This is a genomic window from Longispora urticae (assembly GCF_053902585.1).
Genome location: NZ_JAQZSH010000021.1, coordinates 244,024 through 262,945, shown reverse-complemented (window position 1 = coordinate 262,945; position 18,922 = coordinate 244,024). Strand labels below are relative to the sequence as shown.

The following is an 18,922-nucleotide window of genomic DNA, read 5'->3' as shown; positions in this document are numbered from 1 at the left end:
AATGGGTGTTGCGTCCACTGTGCGGAGAGCGCTACTCTACGTCTATTCGAACAAGAGTTCGAACATGCACGCGGCTCGACCGGCTGGAGGATTCCGCATGCTGACGATCCCGGCACACGCCTTCCCGCAGCGCACGCCGCTGGAGCTGTTCGCGCTGGCCCGTCGGGGGCTGGCCGAGGCCGCTGCCGCCAGCACCGACGAGGAGCGCTACGCCACCGCCCATCTCGCCGCCCTGCGTGCGGCGGCCGCCGTCGTCGCCGCCAGGGCCCGCCCGGCCCCCGGCGGCCGGGGCCGCCCGACCAGCGTCTGGGGTCTGCTCACCCTCGTCGCGCCCGAGTTGTCCGACTGGGCGGCCCTGTTCGCCGCCGGTGCCCGCCGCCGGGCCATCGCCGAGGCCGGGGTCCCCGGCGCGGTCACCCACCAGGAGTCCGAGCGGCTCATGGTGGAGGCCGAGCGTTTCGTGGCGATCGTCGCCGACGCGCTCGCCCTGAGTTACCGGTCCGCGACCGCCCTGCCCCGGGCGGCCTGACCGGCCCCACCGTCCCCGTCCGGGGTCGCGCCACGGCGGCGGCTCCGACCGGGGCCCGGCGCACGATGTCGGCAATCCCCCCGTCGACAGCGACGCGCCTGCTGGTTCCGCGACCCGGCACCCCCCTGCCGGGTCGCGGAACACACTCCTCTGATTTCTGCACCGAACGCGGCCAGCCCCTTTCGGCGCCGAACGCAGCCAGCCCCGGCCCCGCGCCCTGACCTGCGCGGGACCTGCAGCACCGCCGACGGCGATCTGCCGGAGCACGTTCCGTGTCCCTGACCCGAGTGGGACCTGCCGCCGGCCGCAAGGGCTCGGTGTCCTTCCCAGCCCGCGGGTGTCGGGCTGGCGCATCCTGGCCCGGCCTGAGCGCGGATGGTCCCAGTGGGCGGGCGGCAACGGTGGGTCGGAGGTCCGGTGTGCTCGCTTTCGTCGGGCCGGACGCCCTAGGCTTTGCGGCATGACTGACCCTCTGGTCGAGCGCATGCGTCCGTTCGGCACCACGATCTTCGCGGAGATGTCCGCGCTGGCCGCCCGTACCGGCGCCGTCAACCTCGGCCAGGGCTTCCCCGACACCGACGGCCCCGCCGAGATGCTCGAGGCGGCGCGGGCGGCGATCCTCGGTGGACACAACCAGTACCCGCCGGGGCCCGGGGTGCCCGCCCTGCGGACCGCCATCGCGGAGCACCAGCGCCGGTTCTGGGGCCTGGAGTACGACCCGAACGGCGAGGTCCTCGTCACCGCCGGGGCGACCGAGGCGATCGCGGCGTCGATCCTGGGGCTGTGCGAGGCCGGTGACGAGGTGATCTGCTTCGAGCCGTACTACGACTCCTACGCGGCGTCGATCGCGCTGGCCGCCGCCGTCCGCCGCCCGGTCACCCTCCGCCCCACCAGCGTGAACACTCCCGGAGCCACCGGCTCCAGCGCGAACGACGCCACCGCCACCGGCACCGCCGACACCTTCCTCGGTGCGGCCGGCCCTGAGGGCGACCCCGGTGCCGGGTACGCGTTCGATCCGGACGAGCTGCGCGCCGCCTTCACCCCGCGTACCCGTCTGGTGCTGTTGAACTCCCCGCACAACCCGACCGGCAAGGTGTTCACCCGCGCCGAACTGACCCTGATCAGCGAACTGTGCGTCGAGCACGACGTGATCGCGGTCTGCGACGAGGTGTACGAGCACCTGGTGTTCGACGGCGAGCACCTGCCGCTGGCCGGCTTCCCCGGCATGCGGGACCGCACCCTGCAGATCTCCTCGGCGGGCAAGACGTTCTCCTGCACGGGCTGGAAGGTCGGCTGGGTGTGCGGCCCCGCCCCGCTGGTGTCGGCGGTCCTGCGGGTCAAGCAGTTCCTCACGTTCGTCAACGCGGGCCCGTTCCAGCCGGCCGTGGCCGTCGCCCTGGCCCTGCCGGACGGCTACTACCGGGGCTTCCGCGACGAGTTGCGCGCCAAGCGGGACGCGCTGTCCGAGGGGCTCCGCAAGGCGGGGTTCGACGTCCGCCGGGCCGAGGGCACGTACTTCGTGACGGCGGACATCACCCCGCTCGGCGGCGTCGACGGCGTGGAGTTCTGCCGCGCGCTACCGGAACGCAGCGGGGTGGTGGCCGTGCCGACCCAGGTGTTCTACGACGACGTCGAGGCGGGCCGGCGACTGGTCCGGTTCGCGTTCTGCAAGAAGCCGGAGGTCCTGGCCGAGGCGGTCAGCCGGCTGACCGGGGGCGCATGACGGTGGGCCGCCAGTCGAGCCACCGGCCCCACGGGTCGACCTCGGCGAGCGCCGCGACCTCGGTGATCCGGCCCGCGGTGTAGGTGACGGACGTCAGCACCACGGTGTGCTCGCCCGCGAAGGGGTTGGGCTCGTCGGTGACGAGCGCGAGCGCGTGTTCGGGGTGCTCCTTGGTGATCCACACCAGGTCGCGCCCCGCCGCCGCGAGCAGTGCCGGGAGGTCTCCGCGCCGGTCCTTCTGACAGCAGAGGACGCTGGAGCCGTACACGACGGGCAGCAGGTCCGCGGGGATGTCGGCCAGGGCCCGGGGCAGCTCCTCGAAGAAGTCGCCGGCCCGCCAGTCGATCGTGGCGGTGTCCAGCGCGGCGAGGCCCGCGGTGACCCGGGCGAGTTCGGCGGTGCGCTCGGGCCAGATCCCGGACAGCAGCCAGCGCACCGCGTCCGGGTCGTCGTGCCGGATCGGGTGCAGCTCCAGGGCGGTCCGCCGGGCGATGTCCAGCTCGACCTGCTCGGGGACGTCGCCGCGGATCTCGCACCCGAGGGTGACCGCTCCCGCGCCGGTCACCCCGGAGGGGCCGGTCGACGCCGGGTAGTAGTCATAGTCATAGAAATCGGGCAGGAGGGCCAGGCCCGCCGCCGAGCCCATCTCCACCAGGGCCAGCGGGCGGCCCCCGGCGGCGAGGGCCGCCCGGCCCAGCGCCGGCCGGATGACCGCGGCGATCGACGGGTCGTTGCTGCGGGGCTTGGCGTCGGCGCACAGCTCGGCCAGCCGGTCGCCGTGCGTCGCGACCAGGTCGGCGAACGCCTCGACCATGCCGGGGTCGGGCCCGCGGGTGCCGCCGAGGGTGGGGAAGTAGTCGGCGAGCGGATGCCCGACCGTGCGCAGCACGCACTGCGCCGCGGAGAACAGCAGGGGCGGGTGCGCCGGCAGGACCTCGCCGGAGCCCAACGGCGCCGCGAGGGTCGGATCCGCGGCGACGGCCCGGGCCAGGGCCACATAACGGGGGGAGTCGCCGATCGTGAACCGGCCGTCGGCGGCCCTGGTGAACGCTTCTGCGAGCGTGGAGGTTTCAGTCACCGGGGAATAGTAGGTCGATCACGGACAAACGTCCGGACACCTTTTTCACCGTACGGGCCGATGGCGGTAACACCCTGGTATCGCCTAGCTTTGATACACGTGAGCTACCCCGAGCAATCCAACCCCCAGAGGTGGTACGGCGAGGAGCGCGATCCCCGCTACGCCGAGCCGCCGTACGCCGACCAGCGCCCCTCCGGGGAGTACCGGCCGCCGGAGCCCCGCGCCGGTGACCAGTCCCCGGCCGAGCCCGCCTGGGGCGGCGCCACCCGGCCCGACGGCCCCGCCTGGTCCGGCGACCAGCAGTCCTGGAACCCGCCGGCCGATCAGGCCCCGGCCGCCTGGGACACCCCGCAGCCCCGCGCCACCGAGGGGTCCTGGACCCCCGAGCAGCGCCCGGCGGAACAGTCGTGGACCCCCGAGGGCCGGCCCGCCGAGGCGGCCACCGGTCAGTCGTGGACCCCCGACCAGCGTTCGGCGGAGCAGCCCGGCGGCCAGTCGTGGACCCCGGAGCAGCGCCCGGCCGAGCAGGCCTGGACCCCGGCGGAGCAGGCCACCGGAGGCCAGCGGCACCAGGCCGAGCGGGTGCCCCTGCTCAAGGGCCAGCCGCGCCCGGAGCAGCCCAAGAGCAACGGCTTCCCCTCGGAGCAGCCGACGAGCGGCGGCTTCCCGACGGAGCAGCCGGCGTTCGACCCGCCGACCACCCGGGTCCCGACCGTCGACCCGGCCCGGGGCCCCGAGCCCGGCCGTGGCCCCGAGCCGGCGCGCGCGCCGCAGCCCGGCTACCCGACCGAGCCGGTCCAGCTCCGCCGCCCCGAGCCGGCGGCCGACGGCGACGGCGTGTACCGCTCCCGCCGCCCGGTCATCGCCATCGGCCTGGCCGCCGTGGTCGGCGTGCTGGAGATCGCGGCCCTCGTACTCCTCGGCTCCACCCTGCTGGCCAACGGCACGACGTCACCCTCCGGAGTCGTCGCGGGTGTCCTGCTCCTGCTGGGTCTGCCCGTTTTCGCCGCCGGCATGTACGGCATGGTGACCGGCGCGGGCCGGGCCTCCGAACGGCACGGCGCCCGGGTTCTGCTCCGCCCGCCGCTGTCGTACCTGGTGATCGGCCTGGTACTGCTGCTCGGCGCGGCCCTGGCGGCCGGGTGACAACCGGCACACCGTAGACTTGTCAACCGGCGACCGCCCTGCGCGGTCGACCTCGCGCGCCCTTCGTACGCACAGTGCGACGGCGGCTCTCCCTGGTCCCATCCGCGAGATGGACGCCAACGGGCCGACGACCGGGCGCTAGGGCCGCGACCACCGGTCGCGGCGACAACCAGGGAACAACGCGGGCTCCGGCCCGCACAGGGAGAGAAAGACACATGGCCGTCGTAACGATGCGTCAGCTCCTCGAGAGCGGCGTGCACTTCGGGCACCAGACCCGGCGCTGGAACCCGAAGATGAAGCGCTACATCTTCACCGAGCGCAACGGTATCTACATCATCGACCTGCGCCAGAGCCTCGACTACATCGAGAAGGCGTACAACCACATCAAGGCGACTGTCGCCGGTGGCGGTTCGATCCTCTTCGTGGGTACGAAGAAGCAGGCCCAGGAGGCCATCGCCGAGCAGGCCGCGCGCGTCGGCATGCCGTACGTGAACCACCGGTGGTTGGGTGGCATGCTCACCAACTTCCAGACGATCTACAAGCGGCTCCAGCGCATGAAGGAGCTCGAGGCCATGGAGCAGACCGGTCAGGGCGCGACCGGCCTGACCAAGAAGGAGCTCCTGACCCTCTCGCGCGAGAAGATCAAGCTCACCCGCACCCTCGGTGGTCTGCGGGACATGCAGAAGCTCCCGGCCGCGGTGTGGATCGTCGACACCAAGAAGGAGCACATCGCCGTCGATGAGGCGCGCAAGCTCCACATCCCGGTGATCGCGATCCTCGACACCAACTGCGACCCGGACGAGGTCGACTTCCCGATCCCGGGCAACGACGACGCGATCCGGTCGGCCGCGCTGCTGACCCGCGTGATCGCCGACGCCGTCGCCGCCGGCCTCGTGGCCCGCGCGGGCAAGGGCCGCAACGACGAGAAGCCGGAGCCGGGCGTCGTCGCCGGCGACGAGCCGCTCGCCGAGTGGGAGCAGGAGCTGCTCGCGCCGAAGGCCGACGAGACCCCGGCCGCCGCCGTGGCCGTGGAGACCGCTCCGGTCGCCGAGGCTGCTCCGGCCGCCGAGGCCGCCCCGGTCGAGGCCGCCGCGGTCGTCGAGACCCCGGCTGCCGAGAAGCCGGCCGCCGAGTAGTCCTGAGATCCTCCCAACTTTCGAGTCAGAGAGAAGACCATGGCGAACTACAGCGCAGCGGATGTCAAGAAGCTCCGCGAACTGACCGCTGCCGGCATGATGGACTGTAAGAAGGCGCTCGAGGAGGCCGAGGGCGACTTCGACAAGGCCGTCGAGATCCTGCGCGTCAAGGGTGCCAAGGACGTCGGCAAGCGGGCCGGTCGGACCGCCGCCAACGGCCTCGTCGCCCAGTCGGGCAACGCCCTGCTGGAGCTCAACTGCGAGACGGACTTCGTCGCCAAGAACGGCGCGTTCATCGAGCTGGCCCAGACCCTCGTCGAGCACGTCGCGGCCACCAAGCCGGCCGACGTGGCGGCGGCCCTGGCGAGCGAGCTGAACGGCAAGAGCGTCGCGGACCTGATCCAGGACGAGTCGATCAAGATCGGCGAGAAGCTGGTCCTGAACCGGATCGCGATCTTCGAGGGCCAGACCACGGTGTACATGCACCGCAAGAGCGCCGACCTGCCGCCGGCTGTCGGCGTCATGGTCGAGTTCACCGGTGCCGACGCCGACACGGCGCGCGGTATCGCGATGCAGATCGCCGCCATGCGGCCGAGCTACGTCACCCGCGAAGAGGTTCCGGCCGAGGTCGTCGAGTCGGAGCGTCGGATCGCCGAGCAGACCTCCCGCGAGGAGGGCAAGCCCGAGGCGGCCCTGCCGAAGATCATCGAGGGCCGGGTCAACGGCTTCTTCAAGGACGTCGTCCTGACCGAGCAGGCTTCGGTCACCGACTCGAAGAAGACGGTCGCCCAGATCCTCAAGGAGGCCGGGGTCACCGTGACCCGGTTCGCCCGCATCGAGGTCGGCCAGGCCTAAGCACGAACTCGAGGGGGCCGCGGTGGTGTGTTGTTGACGCGCCGCTGCGGCCCTTTTGCCGCGTAATAGACTGACTTCGGAGGTTTCCATGACCGACACCGCGACCACCCGGTACCGGCGGGTGGTTCTGAAGCTCTCCGGCGAGATGTTCGGCGGCGGAGCGGTCGGCGTCGATCCGGATGTCGTCTCCGAGGTGGCCCGCCAGATCGCCAAGGCCGTCACCGAGCGGGGCGTGCAGGTCGCCGTCGTCATGGGCGGCGGCAACTTCTTCCGGGGCGCCGAGCTGCAGAAGCGCGGCATGGACCGCCCCCGGGCCGACTACATCGGCATGCTCGGCACCGTGATGAACTGCCTGGCCCTCCAGGACTTCCTGGAGAAGGAGGGCATCGACACCCGGGTGCAGACCGCCATCCACATGGCCCAGGTCGCCGAGCCCTACATCCCGCGCCGGGCCATCCGGCACCTGGAGAAGGGCCGGGTCGTCATCTTCGGCGCCGGCGCCGGCATGCCGTTCTTCTCCACGGACACCGTGGCCGCCCAGCGCGCGCTGGAGATCGCCGCCGACGCCGTGCTGATGAGCAAGAACGGCGTCGACGCCGTCTACACCTCGGACCCGCGGACCAACCCGGACGCCGAGAAGCTCGATACCATCACGTTCGAGGAGTCGCTCCGGCGTGGACTGAAGGTGGTCGACGCGGCCGCGTTCAGCCTCTGCATGGAGAATCGGCTGCCGATGCTCGTGTTCGGTGCCGAGGGCGACGACATCCTCGTCCGGGCGCTCGGCGGCGAGCGGATCGGCACCCTGATCACCTCGGCTGAGGCCGGGCCCCGCAAGTAGAGCACCACCGACTTCTGAAGGAGCGACGAGCCAGGTGATCGACGACACACTCCTCGAGGCCGAGGAGAAGATGGATTCGGCAGTCGAGCACGCCAAGTCGGAGTTCGCGGCGATCCGCACGGGCCGCGCGAGCGCTGCCATGTTCTCCAAGATCGTGATCGACTACTACGGGACGCCCACGGCGCTGCCGCAGATGGCGTCGATCGGCGTGCCCGAGGCCCGCATGGTCATCATCAAGCCCTACGACGGCAGCCAGCTCGGCAACATCGAGCGCGCGATCCGCGACTCGGACCTCGGGGTGAACCCGAACAACGAGGGCACCCAGATCCGGATCAACATCCCGCCGATGACCGAGGAGCGCCGCCGCGACATGATCAAGGTCGCGCGGGGCAAGGGCGAGGACGCCAAGGTCGCCATCCGCAACATCCGCCGTCGGTCCAACGACGAGCTCGCCCGGATCCAGAAGGACGGCGAGGCCGGCGAGGACGAGGTCAAGCGCGCGGAGAAGGAGCTCGACGGGCTGACCACGAAGTACGTGGCGGTCATCGACGAGCTGCTCAAGCACAAGGAAGCCGAGCTGCTCGAAGTCTGATGACAGATTTCGACCCCTTCGACAACGGAGGTCGGCGCGCCCGTCGCGAGCGCGCCGACACTCCGGCCGACGAGCAGCAGCCGGACTGGCTCGACCAGGCCTGGGACTCGACCACCCCCGCGTGGTCGGAGCCCGAGCCGGCCGTACCCGCAGAGTCTGAATTCGATCCTTTCGCCCCTTCCGGCACCGTTCCGGTGGAAGGGGCTTCCGCCGTGGCCGACGACGCCACCGGGGCGCTGCCCCTGGTGACCGCCGAGGCCGAGCCCCCGGCCGCCGCGCCCCCGCCGAAGGGCGGCCGCAACCTGCCCGCCGCGATCGGCGTCGGCGTGGGCCTCGGCGCGCTCGTGGTGGCCAGCCTGTTCATCCGGCGCGAGGGCGCCCTGTTCCTGCTGGCGGCGGCCGTCGTCATCGGGATCTGGGAACTCGTCCGGGCGCTCGGCGACGGCCCCGAACGGCCCCCGCTGGGTCCGCTGCTGGCCGGCGGGGTGCTGATGATCGGCCTCGCCTGGTTCGGCGACGTCGGGGCGCTCACGATCGGCCTGCTGCTCACCCTGCTCGCGGTGATGGTCTGGCGGCTCGGCGACGGCCCCCCGGGGTACGCGCGCTCGGTCACCTCCGCCGCGATGGTCGCCGTGTACGTACCCTTCCTGGCCTCGTTCTTCGTCCTGCTGCTCCGGCCCGAGGACGGCGCGCTGCGGGTGGTCTGCGTCGTGGCCGCCGTGGTGCTCTCCGACACCGGCGGGTACATCGCGGGCGTGTTCCTCGGCAAGCACCCGATGGCGCCCACGGTGAGCCCCAAGAAGTCCTGGGAGGGCTTCGCCGGCTCGGTGCTCGCCTGCGTGATCGGCGGCACCCTGATGCTCCGGTTCATGCTCGACGCGCCGTGGTGGGCGGGCGCCGTGTTCGGCGTGGCCCTGGCGATCGGCTCGACCGTGGGCGATCTGGCCGAGTCGTTACTGAAACGTGATCTGGGGATCAAGGACATGGGCACGCTGCTGCCCGGCCACGGCGGGGCGATGGACCGGTTGGACTCCCTGCTCGTGGCCGCTCCGCTCGGGTACATGTTGCTGAGCGTGCTGGCCGCCCCCACCGGGTGAAGTGGCTCGCCTTTCCTCCCTGGGGTCGGTTGTTCGGGGGTCGGCGTGGGACACTGGCTGAGTCATGACGACCCTGCCTGTACTCAACATGTCGCCGCCGCGCCGCGCCGGCCGTTCCATGCCGCCCCGACACCTGGCCGACCTCGACCTGGCCGGGCGTCGGGCCGCCGTCGCCGAGCTGGGTGAGAAGCCGTTCCGGGCCACCCAGCTGTCGAACCACTACTTCGGCCGGCTCGAGGGCGACCCCGCGGCGATGACGGACCTGCCCGCCGGGCTCCGGGAGAAGCTGGCCGGCGAACTGCTGCCCCAGCTCCTCACCCCGGCCCGCCGGCTCGCCACGGACGACGGCCTGACCCAGAAGACGCTGTGGAAGCTGCACGACGGTTCCCTCGTCGAGAGCGTCCTGATGGGGTATCCGTCGGCGTCCGGGGCAGAAGAGGACGACTCGGATCAACCGGCCAGGTTCGGTCGGGCCACGGTGTGTATTTCGTCACAGGCCGGCTGCGGGATGGCGTGTCCGTTCTGCGCCACCGGCCAGGCCGGTCTGACCCGGAACCTCTCCACCGGCGAGATCGTCGACCAGGTCGTCGACGCGGCCCGGATCGCCGCGAGTGGCCAGCTCGCGGGCATGCCGACCCGCCTGTCGAACGTCGTGTTCATGGGCATGGGCGAGCCGATGGCGAACTACAACCGGGTCATCGAGGCCGTCCGGCGGATCACCGATCCCGCCCCGGAGGGCCTGGGCCTGTCCCAGCGGCACGTGACAGTCTCGACGGTGGGCCTGGTGCCCGCGATGCGCAAACTGGCCGACGAGGGTCTGTCGGTCACCCTGGCGCTGTCGCTGCACGCCCCCGACGACGAGCTGCGCGACGAGCTCGTCCCGGTGAACACCCGGTGGAAGGTCTCCGAGGTCCTTGACGCGGCGTGGCACTATGCGTCGAAGACCGGACGTCGGGTCTCGATCGAATACGCGATGATCAGAGATATGAACGATCAGCCGTGGCGCGCCGACCTGCTCGGACGCCTACTATCTGGTCGGTTGGCACACGTGAACCTCATCCCGCTCAACCCCACACCCGGCAGCAAGTGGGATGCGAGCCCCAAGCCGGTGGAGCGGGAGTTCGTCCGACGACTGCGTGCCGCGGGAGTGCCGACTACAGTTCGGGACACGCGGGGTCGGGAGATCGACGGGGCATGTGGGCAGCTCGCTGCTGCGGAGGTGGATGAGTGACGAGTTCAGGTGGTCAGCGGTTCCGACGTCGGGCGCTGCGCCGTGGCTACAAGGTCGACGAGGTGGACACCTTCCTCGACCGCGTGGAGGCGACGCTGGGCGGTGACGCGCCGGGCACGCCCGTGACCGCGCAGGAGGTCCACGACGTGGTCTTCCGGGTGCGGTTCGGCGGCTACGACGAGTGGCAGGTGGACCTGCACCTCGACCGGGTGGAGCGCCAGCTGACCGAGCTCGAGGAGCGGGGCGGCCTGTACCAGCGGGTCGAGCAGCGGCTCGCGCCGCAGCAGGTCCCGCCGCGCGCGCAGCCCCAGGGCCCGCCGCCCGTGCAGGCCTTCGACGAGCGGCCGCAGGCGCAGCCGTTCGACGAGCGGCCCGCCATGGCGCCGCCGCCCGCGATGCCGCCGCAGTTCGACGACCGGACGGCGCAGCAGCCGCCGGTGCGCGACGACCGGGGTTTCGCCCCGCCGCCGCCCCGCGAGGACTACCCGACCCAGAACTTCCCGAGCGTCGTCCCGCCGCCGGCCCCCGTGGCCCCGCCGGTGAGCCGCTCGGGGGAGTACCCGCGACCGGACCCCACCAGCTTCAACAGCGGCGGCTACGACGCGGCCGGCCGGCACGGCCGGATGGAGATGACCGGCGAGATGGGTGCCGTCACCGGTGCCTTCACGCCGGACGAGGTCAGCAAGGTGGACGCGCTCCGGCGCACCTTCCAGCCCCGCCGCTTCGGCAGCGGCTACGACCCGGCGCAGGTGGACCGGCTGTTCGACGCGGTCCTGGCCTACATGACCGGGCGCTCCGGTGCCGCCGTCGCCGACGGTGAGCTCGACCCGAGCCAGTTCAGCCTGGTCCAGGGCGGATACTTCGAGGCGGACGTCGACTCGGCGCTCAAGGAGATCCGAGCCCTGCTCCGCAAGTAGCAGACATAGAAAAGAGCCCCGCATCGCTGCGGGGCTCTTTTCTATTGCTCTAAGGCGAAGTGGCCGTCGTCAGGGCGCGGATGGCGAGGCTTTCTCGGCACCGCCAGGGCAGCGCCCTGCGGGGCCGAGAAAACGCAGCCAGCCGTGTTCTGACGACGGCCCCCAACGGTCTAGTTGGACTTGAGGCCGTTCTTGCGTAGGAGCCAGTCGCCCACGATGGTGGCGGCCAGCAGGAGGGCCAGGCCGAACAGCCAGATGTTCTCCACGTTGCCCTCGTGGTTGCCGATCGCCATCACGAGAAGGATCAGGATCGTGACGATCCCGCCGATACGTGCCGCCTTCAAGTTCGTCGGCTTGTGCTGGTCCGGCGAGGTCACCGGTTCGGAGCTGCCAGCCACGTCGTGTCCCTTCCTTACGGTGTGCGTCGCGTTCAGTCTGGCATGACGGGTTGGGGGCGCGTCGGAGGGTTCGGGTAGCGTCTAGGGCGCGTCTTACGAGGAGGTCGAGAGTGCGGGTCACGGGTACCGGTCACGCGGGCATGTTCATCGAGACCGGCGCGGGTAGCATCCTGTGCGACCCGTGGGTGAATCCAGCCTATTTCGGCTCGTGGTTCCCGTTCCCGGACAATGTCGATCTCGACTGGGACCGGTTGGGCAACCCCGACTTCCTCTACGTCTCCCATCTGCACCGGGACCACTTCGACGCGGAGTTCCTGAAGTCGCGGATCAGCAAGAAGGCGACGATCCTGCTCCCGGAGTACCCGACGTCGCAGCTGGAGGACGAGCTGCGCGACCTCGGGTTCACCTCGTTCTACAAGACGGTGTCCGACGAGGTGCACGAGATCGACGGCCTCAAGGTCATGATCCAGGCGCTGACCTCCCCGACGGACGGCCCGATCGGCGACTCGGCCATCTGGGTCGAACACGACGGGGTCCGCCTCCTCAACCAGAACGACGCCCGGCCCACGGACCTGTCGACCTTCGCGGCCCTCGGGCAGGTGCACGCGCACCTGCTGCAGTTCAGCGGCGCCATCTGGTACCCGATGGTGTACGAACTGCCCCAGGCGGCCAAGACGGCCTTCGGCAAGCAGAAGCGCGACCGGCAGTTCGACCGCACCGTGCGCTACATCGACGACCTGAAGGCCTCGTTCGTCATCCCGATCGCCGGCCCGCCGTGTTTCCTGGACGACGCGCTGTGGCAGTTCAACGACATCCACGGCGACGAGGGCAACATCTTCCCCGACCAGCAGGTGTTCCTCGACCACATCGAGGGCCTCGGCTACGACAACGGGGTGCTGCTGCTGCCCGGCTCCGTCGCCGACGCCGCCACCGGCAAGGTCGAGCACCCGGTCGCCGACGTCCGCGCGTTCTTCGAGAACAAGCCGGTCTACCTGCGCGAGATGGCCGAGCGCAAGCGCCCCGCGCTGGAGGCCGAGAAGGCCACCTGGTCGCACCCCGAGATCGACGTGCTCGCCGAGCTGAAGCGCCGGGTCGAGCCGATCATGGAGGAGTCGGAGTACATCGCGGGCGGCATCGGCGGCCCCGTGCGCTTCGACCTGCTGGCCACCGACTCCGAGGAGGTCGTCGAGAGCATCGTCTTCGACTTCCCGAACAACGAGATCCGGGTCGCCGCCGACGAGAAGGTGCGCTACCGGTTCCGGACCGAGCGCCGGCTCGTCGAGCACCTCATCTTCATCGACGAGGGCGACTGGGTGAACTCCCTGTTCCTGTCCTGCCGGTTCTCGGCGGCGCGGATCGGGCAGTACAACGAGTTCGTGTACGCGTTCTTCAAGTGCCTGTCGGAAGAGCGGATCAACTACGCCGAGGGCTGGTACGCCGAACAGAAGCCCGACGCCGAGGACATCGAACTCGAGGGCTGGACCGTGCAGCGCCGGTGCCCGCACCTCAAGGCGGACCTGGGCCGGTTCGGCAAGGTCGAGGACGGCGTGCTGACCTGCCAGATGCACGGCTGGAAGTGGAACCTCGAGTCCGGCAAGTGCATCACGAGCGCGGGGCACGAGATCCGCTCCTCGGCCTCCTAGGCGCTCAGCGGCCCGGTGGCCCGTTGGCGGCGTCCGGGCGTACCCGTCGAGGTCGTCTGCTGTCGCCCTTCGTGCGGACCGGTGTCAGGACACGATCAGGTGGTCGCCGGTCGGGGTGGCCACCAGTGGGCGGTCCAGGACGTCCAGGGTGAGGGAGCGTTCGACGTCGAGGGCGTGGATTCCCGGGTACCCGTCGGCCACGCCCCGCGCGAGCCGCGCCGCTCCCCGTGACCGGCGGGAACGCTCGAGAAACGGCTCCGGCGCGGTGCCCGGGTCGGACTGGAGCGCCGCGATGAACTCCGCGCACTCCCGGTCCTCCTCGCCGCCGGTCACGACGAAGGTCGCCGGCCGGTCGCCGAGGGCCCGGGCGGTCGCGCGGGCGTTGGGGAAGCTCGCGACATAGAGCTCGTCGGCCGTGCGGGCCGCCGCCGTGCCCCGGGTGCCGTTCATCGTCGCGTGGATGATCGTCGCGCCGGTGACGTCGACTGTGGACAGCTGGCCGGGGGAGTTGGTCAGGGCGAAGTCCGGCAGTTTCGGGCCGTCGGTGCAGCTGGTGGCGTCCGGATATGTGGCCCGCAGGCGCCTGGCGTGGTCCTTGTCGGCGGCCAGCACTATCCGGGCCGCACCCAGGTGCATCGCCCAGCTGGCGAAGCTGAACGCGCGGAACACGTCGATCACCACGACGGCGCCTGTGGGGCGGTCCAACTCCTCGATCGTCACGAAGTGTGTCACCCGGGTCAGGGTAGTGGTGTGCGTCGGTGGCGTGTGTCCCGTGGCGTTCGTGCATGGTCCTGCGTGGATGTGTGTGTGGGTGCCGTGTGCCGAACATCTGCGTGGAGCGGGCCCCGGAGCGGGGTGTTCTGCGGACAGGTATCCGTCCGACTCTCTGGTTTTCGGGGTTTGACTTCGTCTTTGGCCGTCACCTGACCGGCGGGAATGGCGGCGGAAATGTGGGCTGGGGTGGAGGGGAGCAGGTGGGATGCATTCGGGTGGGTTGTGGGGGCTTCGAGACTGGCGAATACCCGCTATCGTGTCGCTTTGACTACGGGGTGCACAGATTGATGGAGGAACGCGGGGATGGTGCGGCCTCGGTTCGACCTGGTTCTGAACGGCTACGACACGCAGGACGTCGACCTGGTGGTTGCCGAGCACGAGACGCTCGGCTGGGGGCCGGGCGGGTGGGCGTCCACATGGAGTAGGGAGAAACTGAGGACCGCGGACGTGGGGTACGACATCGCCCAGGTCAACGAATACCTGATGTCGCTCGTGAAGCCACCGACGCGGTCCTACGGTCCCGCGATAGACGCGCTGTGGCCGCCGGCTCCGCCGCCCGTGGGGAAGCGCGTTCCGACTGTGACAAAGGTGCGGCAATGGGCCGCTCGTGGCGCGTTGGTCCTCGTCGGCGCTGCGTTTCTGCTGTCGTTCGCTCTCGTCTGCCGTTCGGACCGGCTGGGCATCGGGAACGCGAGCAGTGCGACGGGCACCGCCGCGATCGGTCAGTGCCGCTCCACTGGGTGGAGTCTGGAGGCGCCGTTTCTCTGCGATGCCGCAGTCGAGTGGGAGAAGGGGGACGGTGACGACGCTCCATGGGTGCGTTCACAGGAGTCGTTGTCCGGCCTGGTGCCTGTCGAGGAGCGTTGCTTCACCGTCGGAGGGGGTCGGAACGGCCTGGGGCATCTGAAGTGTGTGATCACAACGGCTGACTACCCGACGGCGGAGGGGCTGCAGAACAGGCTCTTTCTGGTGCTGTGCTCCGTTTGTGTCCTGGGGGCGTTCCCGGTCTGGTGGGCGGCCTCAACGCTGCAGGACCGGAGACGGCAGTTGCGGATCGCCCGTGAATTCCGAGCGGCGAGGCGGGAATCCGACAGGGGATTCATATGACGATCGAGCTATCGTGTCGAATTGACCATGGTCGGGCTGATAGGGGCGGGTGTGTCGGGGTGTTGGGGAGACTGCGGGCCGGGGTGACGGTGCTTGCCGCCGGGGTGGTGCTGGTCGCGGCACCCGGGGTGGCGCACGCGGATACGGTGCGGGGGCTTTCGTGGCACCTGGATTCGCTGCGGATCGGGCAGGCGCATGCGATCAGCCAGGGGGAGGGCGTGGTCGTTGCCGTGATCGATTCGGGGGTGGATGCGGGGCATCCGGATCTGCAGGGGCAGGTGTTGCCGGGGTTTGGGATCGGGGGGGATGCGGCTGCAGATGGGCGGGCTGATGCAATGGGCCACGGAACTCGGATGGCTGGGCTCATTGCGGGTAGGGGGGGTGGTGACCAGCACGTCCTTGGTGTGGCGCCTAGGGCCAAGATCTTGCCTGTCTCACTTGGCTCCAGCTATCCAGGCGGTGAAATTGCTGACGCCATTCGCGGCGCGGTTGACCGTGGAGCTTCCGTAATCAACGTGTCGCTAGGCGGTGGAACGGCCGCCGCGACGAGCGAAGAGGCTGCTGCGGTGGCCTATGCGGTATCAAAGGATGTCGTTGTTGTCGCAGCTGCGGGCAATTTGGAACAGGGCGCGCGGACCGTTGCCTCACCAGCCCGCATCCCTGGGGTCGTTGCTGTCGCTGCATCGAGCCAGGACGGGAGCGCTTGGTCTGGGTCTGCGCAGGGCATTGAGTTGGCAGTAGCTGCACCCGGCGTTCGGATTGTATCGACGGATCCACAGGCCATCACGCGAAGTGGATATGCCGTCAGCGATGGAACGAGTGGTGCCGCCGCTATTGTTTCTGGCGAAGCCGCGCTTATTCGTTCCAAGTTCAAGCAGCTCAGCGCTGCCAATGTCATCAACCGGATCATTCGCACGGCGAAGGACGCAGGCAATCCCGGGCGCGACGACCTCTACGGCTTCGGGGTGATCGATCCCGTGGCCGCGCTGACTGCCGACGTACCGGAGGTCGCCAGCAATCCGCTGCTCACAGGTGGGTCGGGCGCGTCACCGGTCGCCACGGGTACCGGTAAGCCTCCGCTCGTGGCCGTCCACATCGACTGGAAGGTCATGGGCCCGCTGCTGGCGGTCGTGGCCGCCGCCCTCGCCGGTGGCGCCGTCTGGCTGGTCCTGGCGAGCAGGCGTCGTCGCCGCGCGCACCAGCCTCCGGTCGCCTCGCATCCGTACGGCCCCGGCTATCCGCCGCCGCCCGGCTACGGGCCGCCGCGACCGCCGGGTCACTAGACACGCACGTCAGACAACAACTTCATGGGGAGGGTTCACCGATGGGTGAGCAGGAACTGACGGTCACCAATCCACAGGCCGCGATCATGGTCAACCATTCGCGCAGGATCGGCCCCGATACCTGGGAGATCCAGCTCGTGGACGGCCGGGTGATGACCATCAAGACGGAGGGCAACCGGCTCGACGGCGAGATCTCGGCCTGGTGGTTGCCGCCGGCGGTGCGCATGCGGATCACCGCCGACGACAACGGCATGCGGACCGCCCAGGTCCCGGACGGGCTGAAGTTCGGGCCCGGCGAGGGGCTGAAGACCGAGTACGACCTCACCTCGCTCGCCGAGGCCCAGCGCTGGCTGCAGGACACCGGCGACGTCTCGCGGAAGCTCCTGGCGGGCATGTCCGACGTCAAGAAGCTGATCGACGGGCCGGCGTCGACGGGTACCGGCGTCGGTGGTTTCCCGAAGGCGGCGGAACTCAAGACCCGACACGACGGGGTGTACACCGGTTTCGAGAGCATGCTGCGGACCGTAGCCGAGGAGCTCTATGACGCGCACGACGCGCTCGGCCAGGTGATGCGCAACTACGCGTCGGTGGAGGATCGCAACCGGATGACGGCGGAGCAGATGACGAAGATCCTCACGGAGCAGACGACCACGTCCCACGACCTGAGGGAGACCCGGTGACCACCGACTGGAGCACGATGGTCCGCCAGGTCGTCATCCAGGGCCGACCCGGCGACATGAAGAGCGCGGCTCTCGGCTGGGAGCAGCTGCTCAAGCAGGCCGGACAGGTCAAGGCGACGCTGGAACGCGATGTGAGCGACCTGGGGCGGTACTGGACGGGGCCCGCCTACGAGGCCTACAAGACGCACGTGTTGGGGATCGCCAAGAAGATCGGGGACGCGATCGACAAGGCGAACGCGGGTACCGGTATCGCGCCCTCCTTGCGGGAGGCCGCCTCCCGGTTGGCCGAGGCACAGGCGGCGATGCCCGTGCCGCACGGGATGCTCGGTGACCTGCTGGAGGCCCGCAACGGGCAGATCAGCTTGGGGCCGAAGTTCTGCGAGCTGTCGCTGTCCAATGAGCTGTTCAACAATCCCGTTGCCAGGCATTTCGGGAACATCACGGACCTGCTGGAGAAGGCGGTTCACGATATCGAGGGGCCGGCTCGGAAGGCTTACGACAAGATGTCGGCGGACTATGAGGGGGTGAGAGCGCGGATGCCGGAAGGGGCGGGGACCAGCGCAGGTTACGACGTCGGCCATGAAGGACTTGACCTCACCGAAGTACCGCCAGCAGGCACCTCAGGCGGCCCCGAGCTGGGCTCCGGCGGCGCGTACACCCCGAATGGTTTTGCTTCTCACCAGCCCAGCCCGATGAACCCCACCAACCCCACCCGCGACGCCTGGAATCGAGGCTGGGAGGACGCCGGCGACTTCCGCCCACCCCGCACCGACTCCACCACCCCTTCCACCACCGGCCTCGCCGGCCTGGGCGACTCCTTCGGCTCCGGCGGGACCCCGCTCGGCTCCGGCACGGGCACATTGGGCTCCAGCCCAGGCGCGGGAATCCCCGCCCAACTCCCCGGCGGCGGCACTCTCGGCCGCCCGGTCGACCTGCTCCGCACCCTCGCGGCCGGCAACGCCGCCCGCGCCGCGGGCCCCGGCCTCGGCAGCGTCGGCGCGATCGGTTCCCCGGCACCCAGGTCGGCCGAGGACGACCCCTCCTACTCGACGTGGCTCCGCGAGGACAAGACGATCTGGTACGGCGACGACGAGATCGCCCCCGCGGTCCTCGGCAAGGTCGAGGAACCGGTGTCCGACTGGCCGGCTGGCGTGGAGATGGTGCGCTTTGTTCGGCCGCAGGACTGATCCCGTGACCATCACGCGAATCAGCCAGGCAGAGGGGAGTGCCGCCTGATGAAGGCAGACGAGTGGATCGCCGAGGCGCGCGACATGGCCCGGTTCGCGGCCTCCTGTGTAGTGGGGGCCGAGTCCGCGAACCGCGAGGTCACTGTCATGGTGGGCGTGGGCGGTGTTCCCCGGTCCATCGTGTTCGGCGGGTCGGCCGCGCGCCTGGACGGTAGGAGCCTGGCACGGCTGGTCCTGGGCACGCTGCACGCGGCTGCGGCCCGGGTCGACGAGCACCTCACTGCCAGGCTGGGTGATCACGCGGGGGTTTTCCGCGGCGACCTCCCTGGCCTCCCGCCGGACAACGGGACGGGAGCCGAGGCCGGCAACAGTGACCCGGTTCCGAAGCCGATTCCCGAGTTGGAACGTACCCGGGCACGGTTGGCCGACCGCGTCGGGATCGCAGCCCAGTTGCGGACCTCCGCGTCCCAGAACCGCACCCTGGTGGAGAACTCGGATGGCCGGATCCGGATCGGGGTCAGGGGTGTGACGGTGGAGGAACTGTTTCTGGCGGACGGACTGCTGTCGGAGTACGGGTCGGAGGCGCTGGGCATGCTGCTGGTCTCCCTGGTCCAGGGTGCCATCGCCCGGTCGGCTGAGCGGGTCGCGGAGCTGGCGGGCGAGTTGACGGGTACCCGGCTCGACATTTCCGGACGGGAGGCGGTCTAG

The 18,922-nt window shown here is 70.3% G+C and carries 19 protein-coding genes; 16 read left to right on the top strand and 3 right to left on the bottom strand.

Annotation, left to right across the window (positions count from 1 at the left end; all coding sequences use genetic code 11):
• Positions 1-97 precede the first annotated feature (97 nt).
• Positions 98-529, top strand: coding sequence for an SAV_6107 family HEPN domain-containing protein (locus tag PT931_RS12375; RefSeq protein ID WP_456245861.1), 432 nt, complete (start codon positions 98-100; stop codon positions 527-529).
• A gap of 460 nt (positions 530-989) precedes the next feature.
• A complete protein-coding gene (locus PT931_RS12370; protein ID WP_456245860.1) occupies positions 990-2,252 on the top strand; it encodes a pyridoxal phosphate-dependent aminotransferase in 1,263 nt (420 codons plus the stop codon).
• On the opposite strand, the gene PT931_RS12365 is transcribed toward PT931_RS12370, so the two are convergent.
• Complete coding sequence (locus PT931_RS12365; RefSeq protein ID WP_456245859.1) at positions 2,227-3,330, bottom strand: DUF2332 family protein; 1,104 nt, start codon at positions 3,328-3,330, stop codon at positions 2,227-2,229. The genes PT931_RS12370 and PT931_RS12365 overlap by 26 nt on opposite strands.
• A gap of 99 nt (positions 3,331-3,429) precedes the next feature.
• Between PT931_RS12365 and PT931_RS12360 the strand changes: the two genes are divergently transcribed.
• The 8 genes from PT931_RS12360 to PT931_RS12325 all read left to right on the top strand — a co-directional run bounded on the left by PT931_RS12360 (position 3,430) and on the right by PT931_RS12325 (position 11,142).
• Positions 3,430-4,476 (top strand): hypothetical protein, encoded by a 1,047-nt coding sequence (locus PT931_RS12360; RefSeq protein ID WP_456245858.1) that lies wholly within the window; start codon positions 3,430-3,432, stop codon positions 4,474-4,476.
• A 215-nt stretch (positions 4,477-4,691) separates the two neighbouring features.
• Entirely contained in the window at positions 4,692-5,612 is a 921-nt protein-coding gene (gene rpsB / locus PT931_RS12355; RefSeq protein WP_456245857.1) for a 30S ribosomal protein S2, read from the top strand.
• Between the two features lie 39 nt (positions 5,613-5,651).
• Positions 5,652-6,467, top strand: coding sequence for a translation elongation factor Ts (gene tsf, locus PT931_RS12350; protein WP_456245856.1), 816 nt, complete (start codon positions 5,652-5,654; stop codon positions 6,465-6,467).
• Positions 6,468-6,555: 88 nt separating this feature from the next.
• The gene (gene pyrH / locus PT931_RS12345) at positions 6,556-7,305 is read left to right on the top strand and encodes a UMP kinase (RefSeq protein ID WP_363726673.1); all 750 of its coding nucleotides are present in this window, start codon (positions 6,556-6,558) and stop codon (positions 7,303-7,305) included.
• A 34-nt stretch (positions 7,306-7,339) separates the two neighbouring features.
• On the top strand, positions 7,340-7,897 hold the full coding sequence (frr, locus tag PT931_RS12340) for a ribosome recycling factor (protein WP_363726671.1): 558 nt from the start codon (positions 7,340-7,342) through the stop codon (positions 7,895-7,897).
• Positions 7,897-8,994: a phosphatidate cytidylyltransferase gene (locus tag PT931_RS12335; protein ID WP_456245855.1), complete on the top strand. Its 1,098-nt coding sequence runs from the start codon at positions 7,897-7,899 to the stop codon at positions 8,992-8,994. The genes frr and PT931_RS12335 overlap by 1 nt, the downstream gene beginning before the upstream one ends.
• 64 nt (positions 8,995-9,058) lie before the next feature.
• Positions 9,059-10,225 (top strand): 23S rRNA (adenine(2503)-C(2))-methyltransferase RlmN, encoded by a 1,167-nt coding sequence (gene rlmN, locus PT931_RS12330; RefSeq protein WP_456245854.1) that lies wholly within the window; start codon positions 9,059-9,061, stop codon positions 10,223-10,225.
• Positions 10,222-11,142: a DivIVA domain-containing protein gene (locus PT931_RS12325; protein WP_363726666.1), complete on the top strand. Its 921-nt coding sequence runs from the start codon at positions 10,222-10,224 to the stop codon at positions 11,140-11,142. The genes rlmN and PT931_RS12325 overlap by 4 nt, the downstream gene beginning before the upstream one ends.
• Before the next feature lie 170 nt (positions 11,143-11,312).
• Here the strand turns inward: PT931_RS12325 and PT931_RS12320 are convergent, their stop codons facing one another.
• Positions 11,313-11,540 (bottom strand): DUF2631 domain-containing protein, encoded by a 228-nt coding sequence (locus PT931_RS12320; RefSeq protein WP_363726664.1) that lies wholly within the window; start codon positions 11,538-11,540, stop codon positions 11,313-11,315.
• A 140-nt stretch (positions 11,541-11,680) separates the two neighbouring features.
• Here PT931_RS12320 and PT931_RS12315 point away from each other — a divergent pair, with 140 nt between their 5' ends.
• Positions 11,681-13,183: a Rieske 2Fe-2S domain-containing protein gene (locus PT931_RS12315; protein WP_456245905.1), complete on the top strand. Its 1,503-nt coding sequence runs from the start codon at positions 11,681-11,683 to the stop codon at positions 13,181-13,183.
• Positions 13,184-13,267: 84 nt separating this feature from the next.
• Here the strand turns inward: PT931_RS12315 and PT931_RS12310 are convergent, their stop codons facing one another.
• Entirely contained in the window at positions 13,268-13,915 is a 648-nt protein-coding gene (locus tag PT931_RS12310) for a 2-phosphosulfolactate phosphatase (RefSeq protein WP_456245853.1), read from the bottom strand.
• 345 nt (positions 13,916-14,260) lie between these two features.
• Between PT931_RS12310 and PT931_RS12305 the strand changes: the two genes are divergently transcribed.
• The 5 genes from PT931_RS12305 (at position 14,261) to PT931_RS12285 (ending at position 18,922) form a co-directional block, all read left to right on the top strand.
• Positions 14,261-15,064, top strand: coding sequence for a hypothetical protein (locus tag PT931_RS12305; protein ID WP_456245852.1), 804 nt, complete (start codon positions 14,261-14,263; stop codon positions 15,062-15,064).
• 83 nt (positions 15,065-15,147) lie between these two features.
• Positions 15,148-16,347 carry a S8 family serine peptidase gene (locus tag PT931_RS12300; RefSeq protein WP_456245851.1) on the top strand — a complete coding sequence of 400 codons (1,200 nt, stop codon included), beginning with the start codon at positions 15,148-15,150 and terminating at the stop codon, positions 16,345-16,347.
• A gap of 41 nt (positions 16,348-16,388) precedes the next feature.
• Positions 16,389-17,027 carry a hypothetical protein gene (locus tag PT931_RS12295; protein WP_456245850.1) on the top strand — a complete coding sequence of 213 codons (639 nt, stop codon included), beginning with the start codon at positions 16,389-16,391 and terminating at the stop codon, positions 17,025-17,027.
• On the top strand, positions 17,024-18,214 hold the full coding sequence (locus tag PT931_RS12290; protein ID WP_456245849.1) for a WXG100 family type VII secretion target: 1,191 nt from the start codon (positions 17,024-17,026) through the stop codon (positions 18,212-18,214). Before PT931_RS12295 ends, PT931_RS12290 begins: the two co-directional genes overlap by 4 nt.
• A gap of 48 nt (positions 18,215-18,262) precedes the next feature.
• Positions 18,263-18,922 (top strand): hypothetical protein, encoded by a 660-nt coding sequence (locus tag PT931_RS12285; RefSeq protein ID WP_456245848.1) that lies wholly within the window; start codon positions 18,263-18,265, stop codon positions 18,920-18,922.

Coding starts and splice junctions, on each gene's coding strand:
- PT931_RS12375 (WP_456245861.1), top strand. CDS start 98: ATGCTGACGATCCCGGCACACGCCTTCCCGCAGCGCACGCCGCTGGAG.
- PT931_RS12370 (WP_456245860.1), top strand. CDS start 990: ATGACTGACCCTCTGGTCGAGCGCATGCGTCCGTTCGGCACCACGATC.
- rpsB (WP_456245857.1), top strand. CDS start 4,692: ATGGCCGTCGTAACGATGCGTCAGCTCCTCGAGAGCGGCGTGCACTTC.
- tsf (WP_456245856.1), top strand. CDS start 5,652: ATGGCGAACTACAGCGCAGCGGATGTCAAGAAGCTCCGCGAACTGACC.
- pyrH (WP_363726673.1), top strand. CDS start 6,556: ATGACCGACACCGCGACCACCCGGTACCGGCGGGTGGTTCTGAAGCTC.
- PT931_RS12335 (WP_456245855.1), top strand. CDS start 7,897: ATGACAGATTTCGACCCCTTCGACAACGGAGGTCGGCGCGCCCGTCGC.
- rlmN (WP_456245854.1), top strand. CDS start 9,059: ATGACGACCCTGCCTGTACTCAACATGTCGCCGCCGCGCCGCGCCGGC.
- PT931_RS12315 (WP_456245905.1), top strand. CDS start 11,681: ATGTTCATCGAGACCGGCGCGGGTAGCATCCTGTGCGACCCGTGGGTG.
- PT931_RS12305 (WP_456245852.1), top strand. CDS start 14,261: ATGGTGCGGCCTCGGTTCGACCTGGTTCTGAACGGCTACGACACGCAG.
- PT931_RS12295 (WP_456245850.1), top strand. CDS start 16,389: ATGGGTGAGCAGGAACTGACGGTCACCAATCCACAGGCCGCGATCATG.
- PT931_RS12285 (WP_456245848.1), top strand. CDS start 18,263: ATGAAGGCAGACGAGTGGATCGCCGAGGCGCGCGACATGGCCCGGTTC.